A 22,362-nucleotide genomic window follows, 5' to 3' on the forward strand; every position below is an offset into this window, starting at 1 on the left:
CACGCTCGCTTTCAAGGCGAGCGCAACAAAACCATATTCCGGGTCTCCGCAGGTCAGGGCGGCGTTGTGCTTGGACGAGGCAATCGCGCACATCGCCGCAAACGACATGCCGCTTCTCGATCGGCTCGGCAACGTTCAGTGATCTGGACGCCGCGCGCCGAAGAAGTCTTCCTCGCCTACGCGGCGGTGTACGGGGAACCCCTGAAGTCCGTGACGCCGGGCTACTCCAGAGCACTGTTGAACGGCCATCACTCGTTGCCTGATCCCGAACGCGCTGGGTGCGGCGTGACACGATTGATCTATGACGAAGCCTTCCAGGACGACCTGAGTTGCCGATGACCGCAACGTTGGTCGCCAAAGATCTTGCGGGTGGATACGCCCATCGGGTCCTGTTCGAGCACCTCAACCTCACCGTCGCCCCCGGCGACGTGATCGGTGTAGTCGGTGCCAACGGCGCAGGTAAGACGACGCTGCTGCGCCTGCTCGCCGGTGATCTTGCACCTCTGGCCGGCGCGGTGTCCCGATCACCGTCGGATGCGTTCGTCGGCTGGCTTCCCCAGGAACATCAGCGCGTGCCGGGTGAGACCGTGGGTGAGTACGTCGCCCGCCGGGCCGGGTGCACCGCGGCTCAGGAAGCCATGGATGCGGCTGCCGACCTGCTCGCCAATCCGGACACGACAGCCGGCGCCGGTGACCCCGCCGATGTCTATGCGGCGGCCCTGGACCACTGGCTCGCCACCGGTGCCGCCGACCTCGAGGACAGGCTCCCCGTGGTCCTCGCCGAATTGGGGTTTGCCACCGACGACCCCGAGTCTCTGTTGATGACCGGTCTCTCCGGCGGGCAGGCCGCTCGCGTCGGGTTGGCTGCCCTGTTGTGCTCGCGGTTCGACGTCGTGCTCCTTGACGAACCCACCAACGATCTCGACCTCGACGGTCTCGCCCGTCTGGAAGACGTGGTCGCGGGTATGCGTGGCGGCGTCGTGCTCGTCAGCCACGACCGGGAGTTTCTCGCTCGCAGCGTGACGCGCGTGGTGGAACTCGACCTCGCCCAGCACACCAACACTGTCTACGGCGGTGGTTACGAGGCATACCTGGAGGAACGGGAGGTGGCCCGTCGCCACAAACGCGAGGAGTACGAGGAGTACGCCGAGCGCAAGGCCGACCTGGTCGCCCGGGCCCGTACCCAACGCGAATGGTCGAGCCAGGGTGTCCGCAACGCGATACGCAAAGCGCCCGACAACGACAAGATCCGCCGCCGCGCGGCCGCCGAGTCCAGCGAGAAACAGGCCCAGAAGGTCCGTCAGATGGAGAGCCGGATCGCGCGCTTGGAGGAGGTCGTCGAACCTCGCAAGGAATGGGTTCTGGAGTTCAGCATCGGGTCTGCGCCCAGATCGAGCACCGTCGTCGCCACCGTCAACAACGCCGTCGTGCAACACGGCGACTTCACTCTCGGTCCGGTGTCGCTTCAGGTCAACGCCGGCGACCGGATCGGAATCACCGGCCCGAACGGTGCCGGCAAGACAACCCTGCTTCGACTACTCCTGGGGCAAATCAAACCCGCCGAGGGGAGTGCCACGCTCGGCTCGAATGTTGCGATCGGAGAGATCGATCAGGCTCGTGGACAGTTCGCCGGCGCACAGCCGTTGCACAGCCGTTGGCTGACCGTTTCGAGGAGTTGGTCCCCGAGATGTCGACGGCCGACGTGCGGACCCTGTTGGCGAAGTTCGGTCTGCGCGCCGACCACGTCAACCAGCCGACCGCCGCCTTGTCACCGGGTGAGCGGACGCGTGCGGCTCTCGCGCTCCTGCAGGCGCGAGGGGTCAACGTGCTCGTCCTGGACGAGCCGACCAATCACCTCGACCTCCCGGCGATTGAACAGCTCGAGTCTGCACTCGACAGCTACGACGGCACGCTGCTGCTGGTGACCCATGACCGTCGCATGCTCGAGGGCGTTCGACTCGACCAGACCTGGCAGGTGGCGGGCGGTTCGGTGGTCGTCAGAGGGTGATGCGCTTCTGTTCCCCGACGCCGAACATGCCGTCGACGTCAAGGGACGCATGCTCGGCGTGGATGGCGCCTTCGTACCAGCCATAGGGGGCGTAGTACTCGGCTAGCGACTTCCCCGGGCCCACGTGCATTGTCGACCGGACCGTCGGCGCGAAGGCGATGTCCACCGCGCCCGCGGCGTCACGGATGAACCACTTGCCCCAGGGGCCGTCCGGGCGTTCGACGGTCACCGGCGGGAGGCGGTGGAGCCGGTTGCCGATCCAGATGGCGTTCTCGTTGTAGTTCGCCGGGTTGAGCACTTGGTTGTGGGTGAGGTTGAACCCCTCGACGACGCCGGCCGGAGAGCGACGGATACCGGTGACCCAGTCATACTTCATCGGCCGCGGGTAGTCGCCATGATGGTCGTCGAGGATGAGGTAGCCCCGGCCGTCGGCAAAGCCGACCTGTTCACCGGCCGTCGTCAGGGACCCCGTCATCGGCATCATCACCTTGTGCGAATACAGGGCGCGCCCTCGGCCGAATGGATGCACCACCACCAGGTGTGCTGCGTCGTCGGGCCCGCAGCTCCCCGTCACATGCAGATCCATCGACCCCGTCTTGCCGCGGCCGGTGTGGTGCGCGTCGACGGTGACACGGTTCTGGTCGAGATGATTGCCGATCTGGACTTGTAGGTCGTGGGTACGGCCGCGTGACGTGGAATCGAGGAGGCCGCGAGCGATGCTCAACGACGTCGCCGGCAGCTTGCTCTCCCAGCGAGTGATCGTCGCTGATTCCTTGTGCACCGCGAGCACTTGGAGAAGTCCGACCGTCTTCGCGTTGTAGACGGCGCCGAGGATGAACCAATCGTCGTCGCCGAGCTGGAAGGCCTCCCATTCCTTCAGACGGAGGTTGCGTGCCGTGCGTGCGAGACGGGTGAAACGCTTCCCCGGTTCGGCGTCGAGCGGGTTGACCCGCGCGATCGCTGCGTTGTAGGTCCCGACGTTGTAGTGGCCGTCGTCGACCAACGCACTCGGCGGGGAGTCCGGAGCGGGTGGAAAGTTCGGTGTCGTCGGCATCGGTCCGAACCTACCGGGCCGGGTCCGAGCCGGGGGTCGGTCCGGCTTGACAATTACGTTACAGGTAGTAACGTAATGGAAAGAAAGTAATCTGGCCCACATTGGCACCCTGGAGGTAACCGTGCTCACAGCACACGACGAGCTGCTCGCCCACCAATTGGCCACCACCTTCGACCACGTCGAGCAGGCCGATCTGCGTTGGACCGAACGCATCGTCATGTTCGGTTTCGAGAAGTCCGGCGAGTACACGATCGTCACCGGACTGGCGCGCTACCCCAACCGGAATGTCACCGATGCCTACGCCATGATCATCGCGCGCGGCGGGGAGACCCGGGTGGTGCGGATGTCGACGCAGATCGATACCGCTCCCGTCGGCCTGGGTTCCTACACGGTCGGGCCCTACACCTACGCCATCGAAGAGCCGCTGCAGCGCACCAGAGCGACCCTGGTGGCCAACTCCGAGGGCGTCGAACTCGACCTCGTCCTCGATGGCGAGTACCCCGCGTACGAGCAGACGCCCGCGTTCCACCGGGAGCGCGGTCGGATCAAGGAGAATGCCCGCCGCTTCTACCAGAACGGTCGAGTGACCGGGCATTTCACGATCGACGGCAAGCGTGTCGACCTCGATCCCGATCAGTGGTGGTTCACCCGCGACCACTCGTGGGGGCTGCGTTACGGCCCGGGCGGCGGCAGCCTGGCCGAGGGTGGGCAGATGCAACCCGGCGACATCCCGGCCGGTGCCCTGTACTACATGGGGATCTTCCGGTTCGACGACGAGCTGGTGCACTTCGCCCAGCGCGAGGACCATCTCGGCAACCGGATCCAGTTCGAGGGCGAAGTGCTCACCCCGACCGCCGCCGGTGGCGGAACGGCGGAGATCATCGACGTCGAGCACGACCTGAAGTGGCGTCCCGGACGCCGGCTGATCGACGCCGGATCGCGGTTCACGGTGCTGCGTGGCGATCGGACCACCAGCGAACTCGAACTGTCACCGCGCTCGGACTACTGGCCCGCGTTCGCCGGCTACGAGGAGTTCAACGGCTACGCGTCGGGATATTGGCGCGGCACTGACTTCCTCGACGGATACACCGTCAACGGCGACGACCCGGAAGTCGTCGCGCCGATCAGCCTGCTCTCGGGCACCCTCTGCCAGGCACGGATGCCCCTGGACGACGGCACCGAGAAGATCGGGTACGGCCTGGTCGAGATGGTGTTCGTCGGCGCCAACCCGCGTTACGGCTTCGAGGGCTGGTGAGCCCGGCTCGCCGCCGAGGACCAACCTTCCCAATTCCTTCACAACCCACTACCCCTAGGAGACACCTATGTTGACCGCACACGATGAGCTGCTCGCCCATCAACTCCCCACGACCTTCGACCACGTCGAACAGGCCGACCTGCGCTGGACCGAGCGCATCGTCATGTACGGCTTCGACAAGTCCGGCGAGTACACCATTTGCACGGGGCTCGCCCGCTTCCCCAACCGCAACGTCACCGACGCCTACGCGATGGTCGTACGCAAGGGCGGCGAGACGAAGGTGGTGCGGGTCTCGACCCAGATCGATACCGGCCCGGTGGGCCTGGGCAGCTACACGGTCGGTCCCTACACCTACTCGGTGGAGGAGCCGCTCAAGCGGACCCGCGCGGTCCTGCAGGCCAACGAGCAGGGGCTGGAGATCGACCTGACGCTCGATGGCGACTTCCCTGCGTACGAACAGACCCCGGCCTTCCACCGCGAGCGCGGCCGGATCAAGGAGAACGCCCGCCGCTTCTACCAGAACGGCACCGTGACGGGACACCTGGTGATCGACGGTGAGCGGGTGGAGATCGATCCCGACCAGTGGTGGTTCGGGCGCGACCACTCCTGGGGGCTGCGTTACGGCCCGGGCGGCGGCAGCCTGTCGGAGGGCGGCGAGTTGCAACCCACCGAGATCCCGGCCGGTGCCCTCTACTACATGGGGATCTTCCAGTTCGACGACGAGCTGGTGCACTTCGCCCAGCGCGAAGACCACATTGGCAACCGGATTCAGTTCGAGGGAGAGGTGCTCACGCCGCTGGCCAACGGCGGCGGGTCTGCGCCGATCATCGACGTCGACCACGATCTGACGTTCCGGGCCGGACGCCGGCTCATCGGCGACGGATCGCGGTTCACCGTCCACCGTGCCGACCGGTCGACCAGCGAGATCGAGGTGGACCCCATCTCCGACTTCTGGCCCGGCCTTGGCGGCTACCAGGAGTTCAAGGGCTACGCCTCGGGCTATTGGCGGGGAACCGACTTCATCGACGGATTCACGGTCAACGGCGACGACGCGGAGGTCGTGGCACCGGTGAGCATGCTCTCGGAGACGCTGTGCGAGGTTCGGATGAAGCTCGACGACGGGACCGAGAAAGTGGGCCACGGTTTGGTTGAGATGGTGTTCTTGGGCGCCAATCCCCGCTACGGATTCGAAGGCTGGTGACATGACGGTCGAAGCAACCCCGAACCGGGTGGCCGCCGACATCCTGCCGGACGTGATGGAAGCCGTCGTCCGCGAACGGATTCCCGGTGCGTCAACCGCGCGGGTGCAGAACTGGGCCAAAGCGGATCAGGGATTCTCCACCGAGACCTACCTCTTCGAGGTCGCCGGCATCGCCGGCCGCGACGAGCCCCTGGGTTTGGTGTTCCGCCGCCCGCCGGAGAACCAATTGATCCCTGACTACGACCTGTCGTCGCAGTATCGGATCATGGAATGCCTGGCCGACTCCGAGGTGCCGGTGCCGACGGTGCAGTGGATCGAATCGGGACCCAACGTGTTCGGCTCGCAGTACTTCGTGATGGACCGGATCGACGACGTCACGACCGTCAGCGACGTGCCGCCGTATCACCAGCACGGATGGTTCGCCGAGTCGTCTGATGCCCAGCGGCGACAGCTGTGGGACGGCTGCGTCGACATGATGGTCAAGGTCCACGCGGTCGACGCCGTGGCGGTGGGCATGGGGTTCCTCGACCTGGGCAAGTTCGGTTCCGCGCCGCCGCAACGATTGGCCAACTATCTGCGGTGGGCGATTGAGTGGACGGTCGGGCAGGGGCAGATCGGCGGCGCCTACGCCCACGCCCTGGACTGGCTCGACGACAATCTCTACGAGCCCGAGAAGGTGTGCCTGTGCTGGGGTGATGCCCGGATGTCGAACGTGCTCTACAGCAGCGACTACCAACCGGTGGCCGCCCTCGACTGGGAGATGTCCTACCTCGGTGATCCGGCCGGTGACCTGGCCTGGATGCTCACTACCGACTGGCTGTCGAGTCCGTTCCCCGAACACGCGCCGGCGCCCGGAGTGCCCTCGCGGGAGGAGACTCTGGACCGATACCGCACCAAGACCGGGCTGTCGCTGGACCACATGAAATTCAGCGACATCACCGCGACGCTGCTCCTGGCCCAACCGCTGATGCGATTGACCAAGATCTACGACCTCGGTGCCGACTTGGCCGAAGTGTGTGCGGGCCGACTGGACTTCATTTTCAGCGATCAATACCGGGAAGGGTGAGCAGTACCGGGAAGGGTGAAGGTTGCTCTTATGGAGGATGCACAGAGGCTCGTGGCCATGGGTCACGAGCCTCTGTGCTCTGAAAACGCAGGCTAGCCTAAATATGCATGAAATCGATAGCTCCCATTGATTGGGGGAATTTGCGCAAATATGAGACCGGCGTCACACTCACGTTGTGATCTCGCAGCTGCCTCTCGGGCGGGGTGAAAACCCTACCGACAAGTAGTTGGCCCCCGGCAATCGCGGCAACGATTTTCCGGGGGCCGTCGACAAGCTCCGAAGTGCCAAACTCCGGTGCACAAACCCCCAGCAAGGAGACGATCGACATGGCAAGCCTATCTGACGGAGTGTTGGAGCACGCGGCTGGAAGGCCCGATGCGATTGCCGTCCGCGGTCCCGACAGCGTCTATACGTACGGCCAGCTCAAAGACGGAATTCTCGCGTATGCGGGGATGCTCCGGGAGCGCGGGATCGAACGCGGCGATCGCGTGCTCTTCATCTGTCCGTCGGTGCCGGAGTTCGCCGTCGCCTATCTGGGCGTCAATGCCGTGGGAGCCATCGCACTGCCCGCCAATCCGTTGTGCACCGAGACCGAGCTCGGCTACTACATCGAAGATGGTGGCTGCCGCATGGTGATCGCGTGGGACGGGATCTCGCAGGCTGGGCGCGCCGCTGCTGCGGCTGCGGGCATCGACTTCGTCGCATTGACCACCGGCGCGAATGTCAGCGAAGGCACCCCGCTGGAAAGCCCCGTCGACCTCGACCGCGACGACGTCGCGTGCCTGCTGTACACGTCGGGAACCACCGGTCGGCCCAAGGGCGCCGAGCTGACCGTCAACAACCTCAACGAGGCTGCCCGAATCTCCAACCAACTCGGTGACGAGAGCCCGGAGGACCGCGCAGGGACCTCGCTGCCGCTGTTCCACGTCTTTGGCCAGGCCTCGGTGCTGCTCGCGTGTCTGCGTGCGGGCGCCGCGTTGAGCCTGCGGCCGACGTTCCATCCGAAGGATTTCATCGACATGATCGTCGACGACGAGCTCACGATCGTCGCCGGCGTCCCCACCATGTGGAACGCCATGCTGCACGTCCCCGACGACGTCAAAGAGGGTGCCTTCGACAATCTTCGGCTCGCGGTGTCGGGTGGAGCCTCGCTGCCCCGGGAGATCACCCAGGCCTTCCAGCGCCGCTTCGGCTGCATGATCCTCGAGGGATACGGTCTTACCGAAACCTGCGGGGCCGCAACGTTTTCCAGGCCGGGTGTCACGGCACCCGAGGGCACCGTCGGCATGGCGGTCTACGACTGCGACGTCGAGGTCCGCGACCACGACGGCGCCGCCGTACCCACCGGTGAGCGCGGCGAGGTGTACATTCGCGGACCGGTGGTGATGCGGGGCTACTGGAACCGTCCGGACGCGACCGCCGAGACCATCGTCGACGGCTGGCTCAAGACCGGTGACATCGGTGAGATGGATGCCGACGGGAACCTCGCCATCGTCGACCGCGCGAAGGACCTGATCATCCGTGGTGGCTACAACGTCTACCCCAGCGAGATCGAGGAGACGCTCTACGCGCACCCCGACGTCGTCGAGGCGGCGGTCGTCGGAGTCCCCGACGACCACTACGGCGAGGAGGTGGTGGCCGTCGTGGCCACGACGCCGGGATCGAATGTGTCCGCGGCCGACATCACCGAGTGGGCGACGGAACGGCTCGCGGCCTACAAGTACCCACGGGCCGTGGTCTTCGTCGACGAACTCCCCAAGGGGCCGTCGGGCAAGATCCTCAAGCGTGCCATCGAGCGGGAGCCGCTCTTGGACGCGGTCGTGAAATCGCGTGCCGCACGCGCTGCCGCCAAGCACTGATCCCGTAGAAGCCGAAACCCAACAGAACAGGGCAACCATGCAGCAATTGTCAGGACTGGACGCAGCCTTCCTGAATCTCGAGACCGGTCCCGTCTACGGCCACGTGAGCAGTCTGGGCATCTACGACTCGTCGACGGCGGATCAGCCGCTGACCGCGGCGGTCCTTCGGGAACGAATGATGTCGCGGATCCACAAGCTGCCGATGTTCCGCCGAAAGCTGGTCACCGTCCCGTTGGGTCTGGATCAGCCGTACTGGTGCGACGACGACGAGTTCGACATCAATGCGCACATCTTCGATGTCGGCATCAGTGCCCCCGGGACCCGGCAGCAGCTGAACGAGGTCGTCTCCCGGCTCGTGGCCAAACCGCTCGATCGCAGCCGGCCGCTGTGGGAGATGGCGGTGATCAACGGCCTCGAGGACGGCAAGACGGCGCTGTTGGCGACCGTGCACCATTCGGTTATCGACGGCGGTTCGGGCAACGACGTGAATGCGATCCTGCTCGACATGGATCCCAACGCCGACCAGACCAACCCGCCGCCAAAGCCGTGGCACCCGGAGGCGCCGCCGGACGGGATGAAGTTGCTGCGATCGGCGGTCACGGCCAACGCGGTGCGGCCGTTCAAGGCCGTGAAGTCGGGGTTGAGCATGACGCGCCAGTTGCTCAAGGAGACGCCGGCTCTGGCCTCGATGGTGCCGGGTGTGGCATCACGCGGTACGAGTGTTCTCGGCCCGCGGACGCCGTTCAACGTCAAGCCGACGAATCGGCGGATCTTCGTGCCCTTCCAGATACCACTGGACGAGGTGAAGACCATCAAGAAGGCGGTGGGGGCCACCATCAACGACGTGGTCATGGCCGAATGCGCCGGTGGTCTCCGGTCGTGGTTGATGGCGCGGAATGAGTTGCCCGACAAGCCGCTCACCGCGTCGATCCCGGTGTCGATTCGCGACGAGAGCCAGAAGGGTGCGATGGGCAATCAGGTCTCGATGATCATCACCGATCTGCCCACCGACGTCGCCGACCCGCTGGAACGGATCAAGGCCGTGCACGAGTCGATGATGACGGCCAAGGAGGTGCACGACGCGCTGCCGGTGGCGACGATCATCGGGTTCAGCGACTTCGCCACCCCCGCGATCTCAGCAGCCGCGGCACGTGCGGCGCAGCGTGCCAACTTCACCAGCGGTGTGATGCCGAATGTCACGATCTCCAATGTGCCCGGTGCGCAATGGAAGATGTACCTGTGTGGCGCTGAGTTGGAGGAGTTCTACCCGGTCTCGATGATTGTCGACGGCCAGGCCATGAACATCACTCTGTTCAGCTACGACGGGCACCTGGACTTCGGCCTGGTGTCGTGCCCGCACGCGGTGCCCGACCTCCAGAGCCTTGCCGACGCGATCGTCGCCGATCATGCGGCTCTGTTGGCGGAAGCCACGGCATGACGGACTAGAGCCGTCGGCTCAACCGGCCCGGCCCGCCGCCTCGGCGTCGGCCGGGCCGTTGCCGTCTGGCAACTTGTCGGCGCACACCTCGGCGATGCGCTCGCGGAACCAGATGCTGCCCGGGTCCAGGGCGAGTCGGCGCGACCAGCAGATGCGGTACTCGAGGGCCGGTATGTCCACGGGTGGGGTGAAGCTGGCCACCTCTGGGCCGACCGGTGTGGTCATCGGAGTGATGGTCACCAGGTTCGTGGTGGCGAGCAGGTGCGGGATCAGCTCGGAGTTGGTCAGGCGCATGGCGATGTTGCGGGTCAGTCCCATCGAGCCCAGCAGATCGTCGAGGTGCTCGTGCATGAGCGCCCGGTCGACGACTATGTGGGGCAGCGCGCAGAACTCCTCGAGGTCGGGTGACGTGCCGGCCACTGGATTCTTGGCGCCGGCAACGCCGTGCCAGCGGATGTTGCAGGCGTGGATCGAATCCCGCGATTTCGGTACTCGTTCAGCGGGCAGGAGAGCGGCGTCGATCTTGCCGCCGAGGTTGACTTCGTGCGGTGGGGGCGTGCTGTAGTTCTCGATGCGCACATCCGGTGCCTGCTGCTGCAGCAGCACCGTGATCGTCGGGAGTATCTCGGCGGCCAGGAAGTCCGGTGCCACCAGGGTGAACGTCGAGCGTGCAGTGGCCGGGTCGAAGTGCGGTGCCTGCAGCGCGTCGCCGACGAGGCGCATGATCTCCGCGGCAATCGGCTTGAGCCGGTCGGCTTCGGGCGTGGGGACCAATTCGCGGCCCGACCGGATCAGCAGAGGGTCGTCGAATGTCTTTCGCAATCGGGCCAGTGCGTGACTGGTTGCCGCCTGACTGAGTTCGAGGCGTTCGGCTGCCCGGCTCACATGGCATTCGTGCAGGAGGGCATCCAGCGCGCGGATGAGGTTGAGATCCACCGATTCCGCGGTAGGTATCGGCAGGTGTAGCGGTGCGCCGTCGTGCATCGCTCAGTCTTTCCGGCGTCGCCGCAACCGGCTGAACAGGTTGACCTCGGCGAGGTCGACCAGTTCGTCACCTCGGCCGGACAGGACGGTACGGATGCCCCACAGTGTGAAGCCAGTGGCCTGTGCGATCGAGATCGTCGGGGGGATCGACAGCTCCTGCCGGGCCACCGTCACATCGAGCAGCGCCGGACCGTCGTGGGCCAGGAATTCGGCGACGGCCGCGGGCAGGTCCGACGATTTCTGTACCGACCAGCCGCGAATACCGACGGACTCGGCGACCGCGGCGAAGTTTGGGTTCTCCAGGTCGGTACCGAAGCTCACCAGGCCGTCGGCCTTCATCTCGAGTTCGACGAAGTTCAGCGACGAATTGTTGAACACGACGGTCTTCACCGCGATGCCGTTCTGCACCAGCGTCAGCAGCTCGCCGAGGAGCATCGCGATGCCACCGTCGCCCGACAGAGAGATCACCTGCCGGCCCGGCTGTGCCGCCGCGACACCGGTCGACATGGTCAGGGCGTTGGCCATCGAACCGTGGTTGAACGAGCCGAGCAGTCGGCGTTTGCCGTTCATAGTCAGGAATCGCGCCGCCCAGATGATCGGCGAGCCGACGTCGGGGACGAAGACCGCGTCATCGTCGGCGGTCTGATCGATCAGGCGGGCGAGGTACTCGGGTCGGATCGGGATGGAGTCGTCGGGCTGGGCGAGTTCGTCGAGCACGGCGCGGGTGATCCGGTAGTGCTCGCGGGCGTCGTCGAGATGCTCGCCGTCGCGACCGTCGCGGATCAACGGGGTCAGCAGCGGCACGGTGTCGGCGACTGCCCCGACGAGAGGGAGGTCGACGTGGATCCGCCGCCCGATCTGACTGCCGCGGATGTCGAGCTGGATCACCTTGGCCTTGGTCGGCAGGAACTGGTTGTACGGGAAGTCGGTTCCGAGCATGAGGAGGGTGTCGCACGCCGCCATCGCGTGATACCCGGACTCGAAACCGACGAGGCCGGTCATGCCGACGTCGCACGGGTTGTCGTACTCCAGGTACTCCTTGCCGCGGTACGCGTGGACCACCGGGGCCTGGAGCTTCTGCGCAAGCTCGACCACCGCGTCATGGGCGCCGACGCATCCGGCACCGGCGAAGATCGTGACCTTCTTCGACTCGTTGAGCATTGCCGCAGCGAGGTGGACCTCCTCGTCGGAGGGTCGGGTCACCGGGCTGGTCGCGCGGATCCGCGGTGGGCGTGCCGGGCGGTCGACCTTGGCGTCGAACAGTTCGCCGGGGATCACGAGGACGGCGACGCCGCGCTCTTCGACGGCGGTGCGGACCGCGATGTTCAGGATCCGCGCGAATTGCGTTGGTGTATGCGCGAGTTCGCAGTAGACCGAGCACTCGTCGAACAGCCGCTCCGGATGGGTTTCCTGGAAGTAGGTGGTGCCGATCTGTTCGACGGGGATGTGCGAGGCGATCGCCAGGACCGGCACCCGGGAGCGCTGGGCGTCGTAGAGCCCGTTGATGAAGTGCATATTGCCCGGGCCGCAACTACCTGCGACGACGGCGAGTTCCCCAGTGACGGCGGCTTCCGCGCCAGCCGCAAACGCTGCGGCCTCCTCGTGGCGGACGTGCATCCAGGCCATGTCTTTTGCCCGGCGCAGGGCGTCGGTGAACCCGTTGAGCGAATCGCCCGGTATGCCCCAAATACGCTGCACCCCCGATCCGCGGACTGTCTCGAGGATGAGGTCGGCGACTGTGTAGCTCATTGGCTCTGTCCCTGCTCGGCGGTGGTGGGCTGGAACCTACCAGCGCTGAGCGGGATGCATCCGTAGATCGCGGGCATCGTCCCTAGCGCCGACGCTGATGACATCACCCATTTAGCATTACCGCCGACGTTGGTGACCACTATGTGGTCGCCAATGTCGGCGCTGATGTGTTTGGCGCCTAGCGGGTCAGCTCGATGAGCTTGTCGACGGTGTTGAGGTTTCGAGCGGTGCCCGGAACCCCGAGGGTTCGACCGATCGACGCGTCTTTCATCTGCGGGCGACCGGCACCACCGGCGTAGCGGATGTGCATCTCGGAGCCGATGACGTCCCAGCAGTCGTCGCCGGTTTCGTACTCCCGGGCCTTGGCAATAGCTTCCGGGGTCGGTGTGCCGGCCAGGAACGTGACGTAGGAGTACTTGGGGACGATCACCTCGAACGGGTGGGCGGCGCGCGCTGCCACCAACTCCTCGTGGCTGCGAGAGATCACCTCACGGAAGAAGCCGAACTGTTCGTCCACCGCTGCCTCGAGAGCGCGGTCGAACTCGGCGGGGTCACCGGGCGGTTCGCAGATGAGGTTGCCCGACGCGATGTAGGTCGAGACGTCGGTGGCGCCGAGCGACGTGGCGAGCGCACGCAGATCGGCCATCGGCAGCTTCGCGCCGCCGACGTTGACGGCCCGCAGAAGGTGGATCCGTCCACTCATGGGCACCAGCGTAGATGCCGTCGCGCTGCACGATCGAAATCCGATCGAGACAGGCACCCGACGGGTCGATGTCAGGTGCAGAAGACCCGACGCCCTAGTGTCCCAATTGTCACTTTAATCACTTTAGTAACACCCCTGAGGGAGGGCGCATGCGTGCGATCCAACGACGTGGGACTCGTCTCGCGCTGAGCGCGACTGCCGTCGTTGCCCTGGCTGGCGCGCTGGTCACCGGTATCGCGCCCGCGGCCCACAGTTCGCCGTGTGGAAACGACGGCCCTGGATCGGCCGGCAACAGCTCACTTGGTGGGACGGGTTCGACGGGTTCGCTGGGTGGAGGTGGTGGAAGCGGCTCTCTCGGCGGCGAGCAGAATGAGCCGGGTGGGGGACCGCAGGGCAACCTGCCGACCTGGCGGACCCCCACGTCGCGAATCGTCTCCTGGGTCACCGGTCCACGCAGTCCGAACAGCACCCTGCACCGCTTCACCGTCTCGGGCACCGACCTCGGCGTCGCCTGGGACAACGGAGAGGGCCAGACGCTGATGGCCTTCGGCGACACCTTTGGGTGGTGCAACGTTTCTGGCCAGCAGTGGCGCAACAACTTCCTTGCGCGCACCGACGACGACAACCTCGCCGATGGCTTGACCATCGAGCCGGGCGTCCCGGGCGACTCGAACTCGGGTGCGGTGGTCCTGCCCGATGCACCGAACTATGCGACGGAGATGGTCCGCGGTATCAAGACGGACTTTGTCGAGATCTCGACGATCCCAACGGCCGCCATCAGCCTGAACGGCAAGCAGTACGTCAACTTCATGTCGGTGCGGAAATGGGGCGGTGAGCCGGGGGTCTGGAACACCAACTACGCCGCGATCGCCGAGTCGAGCGACAACGGCCAAACCTGGACGCCCAGACCCGAGACCGCGATGCTCAACCTGCCGCTGACGCTGGCCCTTCCCGATGATCTGCCGACGGTCAACGTCAACAACCACCGGTTCCAGCAGAGTGGCTATGTCAAGGGGCACGACGACGATTACGTGTACCAGGTCGGCACGCCCAATGGCCGTTCCGGTCGCGCGTACCTCGCCCGGTTCAGGCCCGAGGACATCCTCGACCTCACCAAGTACGAGTACTGGCTGGGATCGACGTGGACGTCGGACCTATCGCAGCTCACCGACGATTCGGCCATCGTCAAGGCAAGCGTCACCGAGCTGTCGATCGCGTGGAGCCCGTACCTGAACAAGTACGTGATGCTCGACGGCGACAGTTCGATCCGCATCCGCACCGCGCCGCAGCCGTGGGGACCGTGGAGCCCGGCGCGGATCCTCGTGCCCGCTGTCGCCGCCATCCTCTACGGACCGATGATGCTGCCGCACTCGCCGGCTCTCACCAGTACTTCCGATGGGCGCCTCTACTTCAACGCGACCCGGTGGACCGACTACAACGTGATGCTGGTGGAGGCCAAACTCAGCAAGACGTGGTGACGGCTACGGGCAGCCCATCTTGATGCGGTCGGTGTTGGGTAGCAGACCGGCGAAGTCGTCCGGCTCGGACTTACGGCCGGCCACGCGACAGGCGGTGTCGAGCCAGGCATCGGCGTTGACCGGCATCGCGGTCAGCGTCTGTTGGGGTTCACTCGCGACGTACATCGTCGAGCCGTCCGCGCTGATCCCGACGGCATTCCACGCGTGGTGGGCCGAGCGCACGGACATCAACGCCAGTGAGGAGCCGTCGCGCAGGTCGTAGCGCACGATTGTGCCGTCGTTCTCGACGTAGATGTTGGTGCCGGACCCGACGGCCATCGCCGGGATCGGGATTCGCGCACGCAGGTGCGCGACCTGGTCGACGCGGTTGCCGCGCACCCCGATGCGCAGCAGGTCGGTGCCCATCGCTCCAGTCGACTCGCTGCGCAACAGCGCGAAGCCACCGGGGACCTGCGCGGTGAAGGCCAACGGGCGACCGTCGACTGTCACGGTGTTGACGACACCTCCGGTGCGGGTATCGATGATCTGAACAGGGGTGGTCGCGTCGTTGGGTTTGCCGAGCAGGTTGACCGCGAAGTCGCCGGTCGGCGACAGCCCGGCGGCCTTGACCCCGTTGGTCTTGACCGTCCCGTTGTCGGGGTTGATGAGGACTAGCGAGCTCGACGGGTCCTTCCCCGGATCACTGATCCCGACGACGAGGCCGTCGCCGCGCCGCACAAGCGACGATCGCGAGTCCAGCTCGGGGATGGTGAAGTCCTGCTCGACACGCTTGAGGCGAGGACCGCTGAGGATCTGTGCCCGTTGTTCGTGGGGGTGGGTCACGAGGAGGCGCTGGTCGTCGAGCCAGAGGGCGGCCTCCGCCGAGCCGAGGTCGACGGTCCCACCGTCACGGGTATCGAGGACCGTCGAGCGCACCGCGACCCGGGAACCGTTCGGGGACACCTTCACCGCGGGTGGTCCGCACGCGTTGCAGGTCTCCCCGAATGCGAGCGGGAACACCTGTGTCCCGCCGCCGGCGGCGGTGAGGTTCCAGAGCGCGACACTCTTTCCTGCGGCGCTCACGAGACGGTCCGGCGAGGCGAAGACGACGGTGGTCGGGTTGTCCCCGGCGCCGGGAAGGGTGATGTCCGCAGTCGTGCCCGGCCCCACCGTGGCCACCGTGATCTTGCCGCTGGCAGCGGTGGCCAGTCGCTTGCCCTCGCGGTCCAGCGCGAGGTCGCGCGGAGCTGTCCCACCGCTGTCGACGGTGAGTGGCTTGCCGGTCAGCCGTGGGGGCAGCGGGCCGGCGAGGTCCCATACGACCATCGCGCCATCGGCCGCGTCGGTGGGATAGGCGAACCGCATCCCGTCACCAGACAGCGCACCCGATGCCAGCATCCACCCGTAGATGGGCGCCACTGTTTGCGCGGTGAGTCGGCCGTCGACGTCGAACCGGGCGTAGCGGCCCTCCATGGTCATGACCGCGAACGACCGGTCGTCCGGAACGACCATCCACAGGTTGGAGTTCTCGTTCGCCGTCGGGTGGGCGATCATCCGGGTGCCGGTGCGGGTGATCACCTGGAATGCGTTGGCGTCTGTCGTGGTGGCGACCGCGACGTCGCCCGACGGGGACAGTGCCCGCACCCATACGCCGGGCAGAGTGGTGACCGCCGATCCCTCCCGCCACAGGAGCGAGGCCGTTCCCGGTGATGCCTTGTTGCCGTACGGGTTCTTCGCCGCGGCCACGGTCTTCCCGTCGGCGCTGATCCCCACCCAGATCGGTGGTCCGCTAACGGTTCCGATCATCTCGCGCGCACCGGTTTGGCGGTCGACGCGGTGGATCTCGCCGTTGGCGGTGCCCACGGCGAGGAAGCGGCCGTCGTCGGTGCCGTCAGCGGCGGTCACCCGGTCGGCGAAGGCGACGAAGGCTTCCAGGTGCGGGCTTGCGGTCAATGTGTGCAGCAGTGATCGCTCGGTCGCCAGCTCCGGAGTCGTCCGGTATCCGGTGGCTGCGAGCAGCAGCGCGGTTTGCATGTCGGTCTGGGACAGGGTGTCCGCGGTGGCCGCCAATTGGCGGGATTGCGCCACGGTCGCGGCTCGAATCGCCGCCGAGCGCTGGACGAGAGCCACCGCACCCGCGGCCAGTGCCGCGACGAGCAGCAGCACCAATCCGACGACTCCGCCGCGCGCAAGGCGTCGGGCCTTGCGGAGCTCAGCGACGTTCTCGCCGATGAGCGTGTCGCGCGGCACTCCGCGCACCGCTGCCGACAGGTCCGCAACCCGTTCGATGAAACGCGGGTCGGAGTCGCGCAGTGAGCCGGGCTGGTTGAACCAGGTCATGTCGATCCAGCGCGGCTCCTGCGGAAAGGCACGGTGGAGAACCGGCGGGATTGCGGTCGAGTCGGCTGTGAAGTCGTTTGCCGCGCGGTCCCAGGCGATGGCTCCTCCCGCGTGCACCAACAGGAGGGTGTCTGGCCCTTTGTTGCGCAACCACCAGGCGACTTCGGCGTTGACGTACTCCGAGTGCGCCGCCTCGGGGGTGGCGAGGAGGATGAACCATCGTGCTTCCGACAGCCCGCGTTCGATTGTCTTCCACAGCGCCGTGTTGGCGGCCATCGAAGAGTCGTCGTGGAACACCCGGATCGCCCGCAACCGGTGCCACGGTTTGGCGAACTTCTCCAACCCGGTGTGCAGGTCGTCGGCCAGGTCTGACGACGCCGCCCGCGCGTAGCTGATGAAGACGTCGAATTGGTCCGTCGCAGCCATTGTCCCCCCGTCAGTACGAGAACCGTCGACGATACTCCCGCCGACGACTCGCTATCGACGCCCCGGCGCTATAGGTCCACCTGGTCGAGGTTCCAGTCGATCGACCCGAGGCGGGGCATCTCCCGACCGTCGTCGACGCCGATCTCCTTCTTGATCCCCGCTTCCAGTTTCGTGTTCGACGCCATCACCAACGCGTCGTTGGCCCCTTTGGTAGCGGCGAGATTGGTCATCTCACCCGGGTCGGTTTGTAGGTCGTAGAGCTCTACGTCGTTGTATCGGTAGAGGTCGTCGATTGTCTTCGGCGAGTTGCGCTGGGTCGGGGCGAAGTAGCGCGTGAACTTGTACCGGCCGTCGAACGTGGTGCGTAGGCTTCCGCGTTTGGACAGGTCGGGCATGTACCCGTTCGCACCGACGACCGTCGCAGGATCCTTGCCCGCCGCCTTCGCGTCGGCGATCACGCGGATCGCCTCGGCGTCGTTGGTGGCGATACCGCTGTAGGTGTAGAGGATCGAGTCCCGAACGCTGTGCAGGCCGGCCTTCCCGGGCTGTTGCATAGCCTCGGAGAAGTCGTGTCCGGGAAGCTCGCGGCCGGCGAACTCAGCTGCCTCGGTCGGCGAGACCCCGGCCATCGAGAGGATGGACGGGACCAGGTCGATGTGGCTCGTCAACGCGGAGAAGTCTTGTCCTCCCGAGACGTCCGGGTGGCGGACGTGCATGGGCAGGTGCATGCACTCCTCATAGGCGAAGGGCCCCTTGCCGCGGAGTCCGTGCGCGCCACCCATCTCGCCATGGTCGGACGTGAAGACGACGATGGTGTTTTCGGTCAGGCCGAGGTTGTCCAGTTCGGTCTGGATCGTCTCAAGCTGGACGTCGACGCTGCGGATGCTATTGAGGTAGAAATCGGAAAATCGCTGCCACCGGTCTTCCTCCGGCGGGATACGACCGAGGGTGTAGCCCCATGCGCGATCAAACTCCCCATGGGCTTTCGGGCGTCCCGGTTCGTCGAACGGTTGGGTCAGGTTGGTGGGGAGCTTTGCGCCCCAGGTCTTGTCGTAGATCGAATTCTCGGGTGCAGGCGCCGCTTTCAGTAGGAGTTTTCCCGTGTCTTGGACATGCGTGCCCGGCGCGTCGGTGTTGAAGTACATGATGTCGTGGGGGTTCACCAGCGAGACGAACAGCGCCCAGGGCTTCTTCTCGTCGGCGAGCGGCCTGCCCCGGTTGCGCAGCCAGGAGACGGCGGTACCGCCGATGACGTTGTCATACCGGTACCCGCCCAGCGTGTGCCCGACCACGTCGCCCGGCCATACGAAGTCGGAGAAACCGTAGGCGTCCATCTCCTTGGTGAAGAGGCGCTCTGGCTCCTCGACGTCGAAGGCCGAATCGAGGTGCCACTTGCCCTTGTACGCGGTGTAGTAGCCGCCCTTGCGGAGCATGTGGCCGACCGTGGGGATGTCGTAGCTCATCGGTGCGACGTAGGACATGTCGACGTTGTCGAACATCTTGGTGTCGGGCGTCTGTAGGCCGGTCAGCATGACCGAGCGCGAACTCGTGCACATGACGGCGGGGCCGTAGTGCTTGTGGAAGGTGATCCCGTCGGTTTGCAGGCGGTCCCGCCCGGGCAGGGACATCCCCTTCGGCCACTTGTCGAAGTAGCGCTCCTGGTCGGTGAAGACGAACACGATGTTGTGTTTGTCCGAGGACGGAGGCATCGACCGCGGGCGGGCCCCGGGCTGCGTCGCCCTGTCGCGCTCCTTGACGGTCTTCGCGTCGTTGCTGCACGCGGCCAGGGCGGCGCCGCCCGCGATCGCGCCGGAGGCGGCGAGGAAGCTTCGTCGGGTCACATTTCTCATTGGGCACCTCACGTCGGATCGAACTAGTCTGTAGTGAACTATACATATACTGTAGTGAGTAATACAGATACTTGTGAACCGCAGCGTCCCGTGGCCGGTAGGCTGCAACGATGCCCAGTGCCCATCAGGCCGGACACCGACAGCGAGGCCGCCGCCCAGACGCGCAGAGCGCCCGTGAGCGAATCCTCGACGCGGCCACCGACGTCGCGACCGAGTTTGGTTACGAAGGCACCACCATCGCCCGGGTCAGCAAGAAGGCGGGCGTGTCGGCGACCTCGATCTACTGGCAGTTCGCCGACAAGGACGAGATGATCGCCGCGGTGATCCAGCGAAGCTACGAACGCTGGGCGGCGATTATCGATCTCCCGGAATCGCAAGCCCGAGAGCGAGCGCTGGAAATCGGCCGCCACGTCGCCAGCGCGCTGACCCGCAGCCCGGAGTTCCTCCGGTTCGGCCTGAAACTGATGCTGTTGGGCCAGGAACAGCGACCGGCCGGCCACGAGATCTACTTGAACACGCGCCAGGTCGAATTCGAACGGTTCGCGGCCTTGATTCGCGATGCCGACCCGTCGCTGAGCGAGCGTGGGGTGAACCTGGTCGCCACCTATGCGATCGCCGGTGCCGACGGTTTGTTCCTCGCCCGCGAGATCGGTGGCGACGACGTCGACTTCGTGGCGCTGTTCGAGCTCCACGCGCGCCTTGTTTTCGGGGCGGCGATCGAGATCATCGCCGCCGACGAGCGAGGAAGCTCAGAGGTGTGACTCCACAAACGCGATGATCTCGCCCTCGACGAGTGCGCGGGTCGGCGGCTCGTTGTGGATCTCGTGGCGTACGCCCGGGTACACGACGGTGCGCACATCGCGGCTGCCGCGCGACCACAGGGAGTTGGCGACGTGGAAGGCACCCTCGCCGTAGTTGGCGACCGGGTCCAGCTCCCCGGCGACGATCAGCACCGGCAGCGCGGCGTCGATGCCGTCGGCCCACCCGTCGTTCACCTCGTCGTAGAGCAGGACGAAGTCGTTGATGAACCGGTTGCTCATCGGCGTCGCGAGTCCGTTGAGCGGGTCGGTGGCGTGATCGGCGCGTACACCGTCATCGGCGGCCACCCACTCGGTGCCGGTCTGTACGTCGGGGAAACGCTCGACCATGGGGGCGAACATGGCCATCATGAACTCCGCGCCCGGCTCGGTACCGCTCGTGGCGGCGGCCTGCGCGAGCGCCTCGCGGTCCAGCGCATCAATCCCGCCGATCTGCGCGGCGATGCCGCACAGGATGAGCCCGGCAAGGTCGGAGCCGTACTTGGACGCGTAGCCGCGCGCGATCATCGATCCCCAACTGTGGCCGAAGAAGAAGTACGGCAGGTCCGGATACGCCTCGACGGCCCGGTCGTGCAGCGTCTTCTCGTCGTCGACGACGACCGCGGCGCCGTTCTCGCCGGTGTCGGCCCACACCCCGGATTCGACGGCGGTCGCACCGTGCCCGGCATGGTCGTCGGCGGCGACGACGAACCCGGCGTCGAGCAGCGCCGAGATCAGGTGCAGGTAGCGGCGCGAATGCTCGCCAAGCCCGTGCGCAATTTGGACGATCGCGCGCGGCGTCGTGGCCGGTGCGTAGATCCAGCCGTGGATCTGGTCGCGGCCGTTGGCGGAGGGGAATCGGATCTCATGCAGGGCCATGAATCCGACTGTAGGACCGGGCGCATCAGAAGGTGACCCGATCGCGCAGCAACGGGCCGGTCATGCAATGGCCGCCACCGCGGCCACGGCCCAGTTCGGCGCCGGCGATCGTGTGAACGGTAATCCCGGCCTGCGCCAGCAGGTCGTTGGTCACGGTGTTGCGGTCATAGGCGAACACTTCGCCGGGGCGCAGCGCGACGACGTTGTTGGCGCTGTCCCACTGCTGGCGCTCGGTGGAGTACGAGTCGCCGCCGGTGTCGACGACGCGCAGGCGGTCCAATCCGAGGGCGCGCGGGATCACGTCGAGCAGCGGGTCGGTCTCCGCGGTTACGTGCAACCCGCCCGGCCCGCTCCCGCCCGGTCGCAGGGTGAACGGGCGGATGTCGTCGACGATCGAGCGGTAGACGGTCACCACGTCGCGGTCGGCGAACGTCAGGATGGTGTCCAGGTGCATCGCGGCCCGCAATCGCGGCATCCCCGCGACGATGACGGCTTCCGCGGCACCGGCGTCGAACAGGGCGGCTGCGACCTGCGTAATCGCCTGCTGAGACGTCCGCTCGCTCATGCCGATGATGACCACGCCACCCCCGACGGCCAGCACGTCACCACCCTCGACGGTCGCCGGGCCCCAGTCCTTCTCGGGGTCGCCCCACACGATCTTCGACGCCGCCGGGGTGAACGCCGGGTGGAAGCGGTACACCGCGGCCATCAGCAGTGTCTCGCCGTGGCGCGCCGGCCAGAACAGCGGGTTGAGCGTTAGCGCATCGTTGACCCACGTGGTGGTGTCACGGGTGTAGAGCATGTTCGGCAGCGGCGCCATGATGTACGACGACGGGCGCAGCCGGTCGATCGCCAGCGACACGACCGACTCCGGCAGGTCGTGGACGGCCAGCCCGCCGATCAGGTACCGGGCGAGCGCCCGGTCGTCGAGCGAGTCGAGGAAGCTGCGCGCCTCGTCCAGCAGCAGCAGGCCGACCTCGTTGGCCGTCACCTTGCGGTCGAGGATCCACTCCCGCGCCCCCGGAACAGCGAGCGTCTCCGCGAGCACCCGGTGCAGCTCGAACACCTCCACGCCCTCGGATTCCAACTGTGCGACGAAGGCCCGGTGGTCCTCGACCGCGCGATCGACCCACAGCACGTCGTCGAAGAGCAGATCGTGGCTGTTGCTCGGCGTCAGCCGGTGGTGGGCGAGGCCGGGCTCGCAGACCAGGACGCGGCGCAACTGCCCGACTTCGGAGTAGACACCGAAACCCGGGGCGGTGTCGTCGGCGGTTGAATCGGCAGGGGACATGATGG

Annotated in this window: 16 protein-coding genes and 1 pseudogene; 9 read left to right on the forward strand and 8 right to left on the reverse strand. The window is 66.2% G+C overall.

All coding sequences use genetic code 11. From position 1 onward, the window contains the following. Both B4L26_RS01395 and B4L26_RS01400 read left to right on the forward strand, forming a co-directional pair. Positions 1-339 (forward strand): hypothetical protein (locus B4L26_RS01395; protein ID WP_290714936.1); only part of this gene is annotated, 339 nt, incomplete at its 5' end. Further along, a pseudogene (locus B4L26_RS01400) lies at positions 336-2,008 on the forward strand (ABC-F family ATP-binding cassette domain-containing protein). The gene B4L26_RS01395 and the pseudogene B4L26_RS01400, both read left to right, overlap by 4 nt. Here B4L26_RS01400 and B4L26_RS01405 read toward each other — a convergent pair. After that, positions 1,998-3,062: a DUF2804 family protein gene (locus B4L26_RS01405; RefSeq protein WP_290714938.1), complete on the reverse strand. Its 1,065-nt coding sequence runs from the start codon at positions 3,060-3,062 to the stop codon at positions 1,998-2,000. The pseudogene B4L26_RS01400 and the gene B4L26_RS01405 sit on opposite strands and share 11 nt — an antisense overlap. Positions 3,063-3,183: 121 nt before the next feature. Between B4L26_RS01405 and B4L26_RS01410 the strand changes: the two genes are divergently transcribed. The 5 genes from B4L26_RS01410 (at position 3,184) to B4L26_RS01430 (ending at position 9,881) form a co-directional block, all read left to right on the forward strand. Then, complete coding sequence (locus B4L26_RS01410; protein WP_290714940.1) at positions 3,184-4,317, forward strand: hypothetical protein; 1,134 nt, start codon at positions 3,184-3,186, stop codon at positions 4,315-4,317. Positions 4,318-4,384: 67 nt separating this feature from the next. After that, a complete protein-coding gene (locus tag B4L26_RS01415) occupies positions 4,385-5,518 on the forward strand; it encodes a hypothetical protein (protein ID WP_290714943.1) in 1,134 nt (377 codons plus the stop codon). Between the two features lies 1 nt (position 5,519). Next, positions 5,520-6,584: a phosphotransferase family protein gene (locus B4L26_RS01420; RefSeq protein ID WP_290714946.1), complete on the forward strand. Its 1,065-nt coding sequence runs from the start codon at positions 5,520-5,522 to the stop codon at positions 6,582-6,584. Positions 6,585-6,910: 326 nt separating this feature from the next. After that, a complete protein-coding gene (locus B4L26_RS01425) occupies positions 6,911-8,443 on the forward strand; it encodes an AMP-binding protein (RefSeq protein WP_290714949.1) in 1,533 nt (510 codons plus the stop codon). Between the two features lie 37 nt (positions 8,444-8,480). After that, positions 8,481-9,881, forward strand: coding sequence for a WS/DGAT/MGAT family O-acyltransferase (locus B4L26_RS01430; protein ID WP_290714951.1), 1,401 nt, complete (start codon positions 8,481-8,483; stop codon positions 9,879-9,881). Positions 9,882-9,899: 18 nt separating this feature from the next. Here the strand turns inward: B4L26_RS01430 and B4L26_RS01435 are convergent, their stop codons facing one another. From B4L26_RS01435 to B4L26_RS01445, 3 genes are all read right to left on the reverse strand, one after another. Further along, complete coding sequence (locus B4L26_RS01435; RefSeq protein ID WP_290714953.1) at positions 9,900-10,865, reverse strand: LysR family transcriptional regulator; 966 nt, start codon at positions 10,863-10,865, stop codon at positions 9,900-9,902. Between the two features lie 3 nt (positions 10,866-10,868). Then, complete coding sequence (gene poxB, locus B4L26_RS01440) at positions 10,869-12,614, reverse strand: ubiquinone-dependent pyruvate dehydrogenase (RefSeq protein WP_290714956.1); 1,746 nt, start codon at positions 12,612-12,614, stop codon at positions 10,869-10,871. A gap of 178 nt (positions 12,615-12,792) precedes the next feature. Beyond that, complete coding sequence (locus tag B4L26_RS01445) at positions 12,793-13,317, reverse strand: DUF1697 domain-containing protein (RefSeq protein ID WP_290714958.1); 525 nt, start codon at positions 13,315-13,317, stop codon at positions 12,793-12,795. Positions 13,318-13,466: 149 nt separating this feature from the next. Here B4L26_RS01445 and B4L26_RS01450 point away from each other — a divergent pair, with 149 nt between their 5' ends. Then, complete coding sequence (locus B4L26_RS01450; RefSeq protein ID WP_290714960.1) at positions 13,467-14,795, forward strand: DUF4185 domain-containing protein; 1,329 nt, start codon at positions 13,467-13,469, stop codon at positions 14,793-14,795. Between the two features lie 3 nt (positions 14,796-14,798). Here B4L26_RS01450 and B4L26_RS01455 read toward each other — a convergent pair whose 3' ends face one another. Next, positions 14,799-17,540 carry a toll/interleukin-1 receptor domain-containing protein gene (locus B4L26_RS01455; RefSeq protein ID WP_290714963.1) on the reverse strand — a complete coding sequence of 914 codons (2,742 nt, stop codon included), beginning with the start codon at positions 17,538-17,540 and terminating at the stop codon, positions 14,799-14,801. Between the two features lie 68 nt (positions 17,541-17,608). Beyond that, on the reverse strand, positions 17,609-19,381 hold the full coding sequence (locus B4L26_RS01460; RefSeq protein ID WP_290714965.1) for a sulfatase-like hydrolase/transferase: 1,773 nt from the start codon (positions 19,379-19,381) through the stop codon (positions 17,609-17,611). Between the two features lie 119 nt (positions 19,382-19,500). On the opposite strand from B4L26_RS01460, the gene B4L26_RS01465 reads away from it, so the two are divergent. Continuing rightward, positions 19,501-20,151 carry a TetR/AcrR family transcriptional regulator gene (locus B4L26_RS01465; RefSeq protein WP_290714968.1) on the forward strand — a complete coding sequence of 217 codons (651 nt, stop codon included), beginning with the start codon at positions 19,501-19,503 and terminating at the stop codon, positions 20,149-20,151. Here B4L26_RS01465 and B4L26_RS01470 read toward each other — a convergent pair. After that, positions 20,140-21,066 (reverse strand): alpha/beta fold hydrolase, encoded by a 927-nt coding sequence (locus B4L26_RS01470; RefSeq protein ID WP_290714970.1) that lies wholly within the window; start codon positions 21,064-21,066, stop codon positions 20,140-20,142. The genes B4L26_RS01465 and B4L26_RS01470 overlap by 12 nt on opposite strands. A gap of 25 nt (positions 21,067-21,091) precedes the next feature. Beyond that, positions 21,092-22,357 (reverse strand): arginine deiminase, encoded by a 1,266-nt coding sequence (locus tag B4L26_RS01475; protein WP_290714972.1) that lies wholly within the window; start codon positions 22,355-22,357, stop codon positions 21,092-21,094. Positions 22,358-22,362 lie beyond the last annotated feature (5 nt).

The sequence above is a fragment of the Gordonia sp. UBA7599 genome (assembly GCA_002477755.1).
Classification (GTDB): Bacteria; Actinomycetota; Actinomycetes; order Mycobacteriales; family Mycobacteriaceae; genus Gordonia.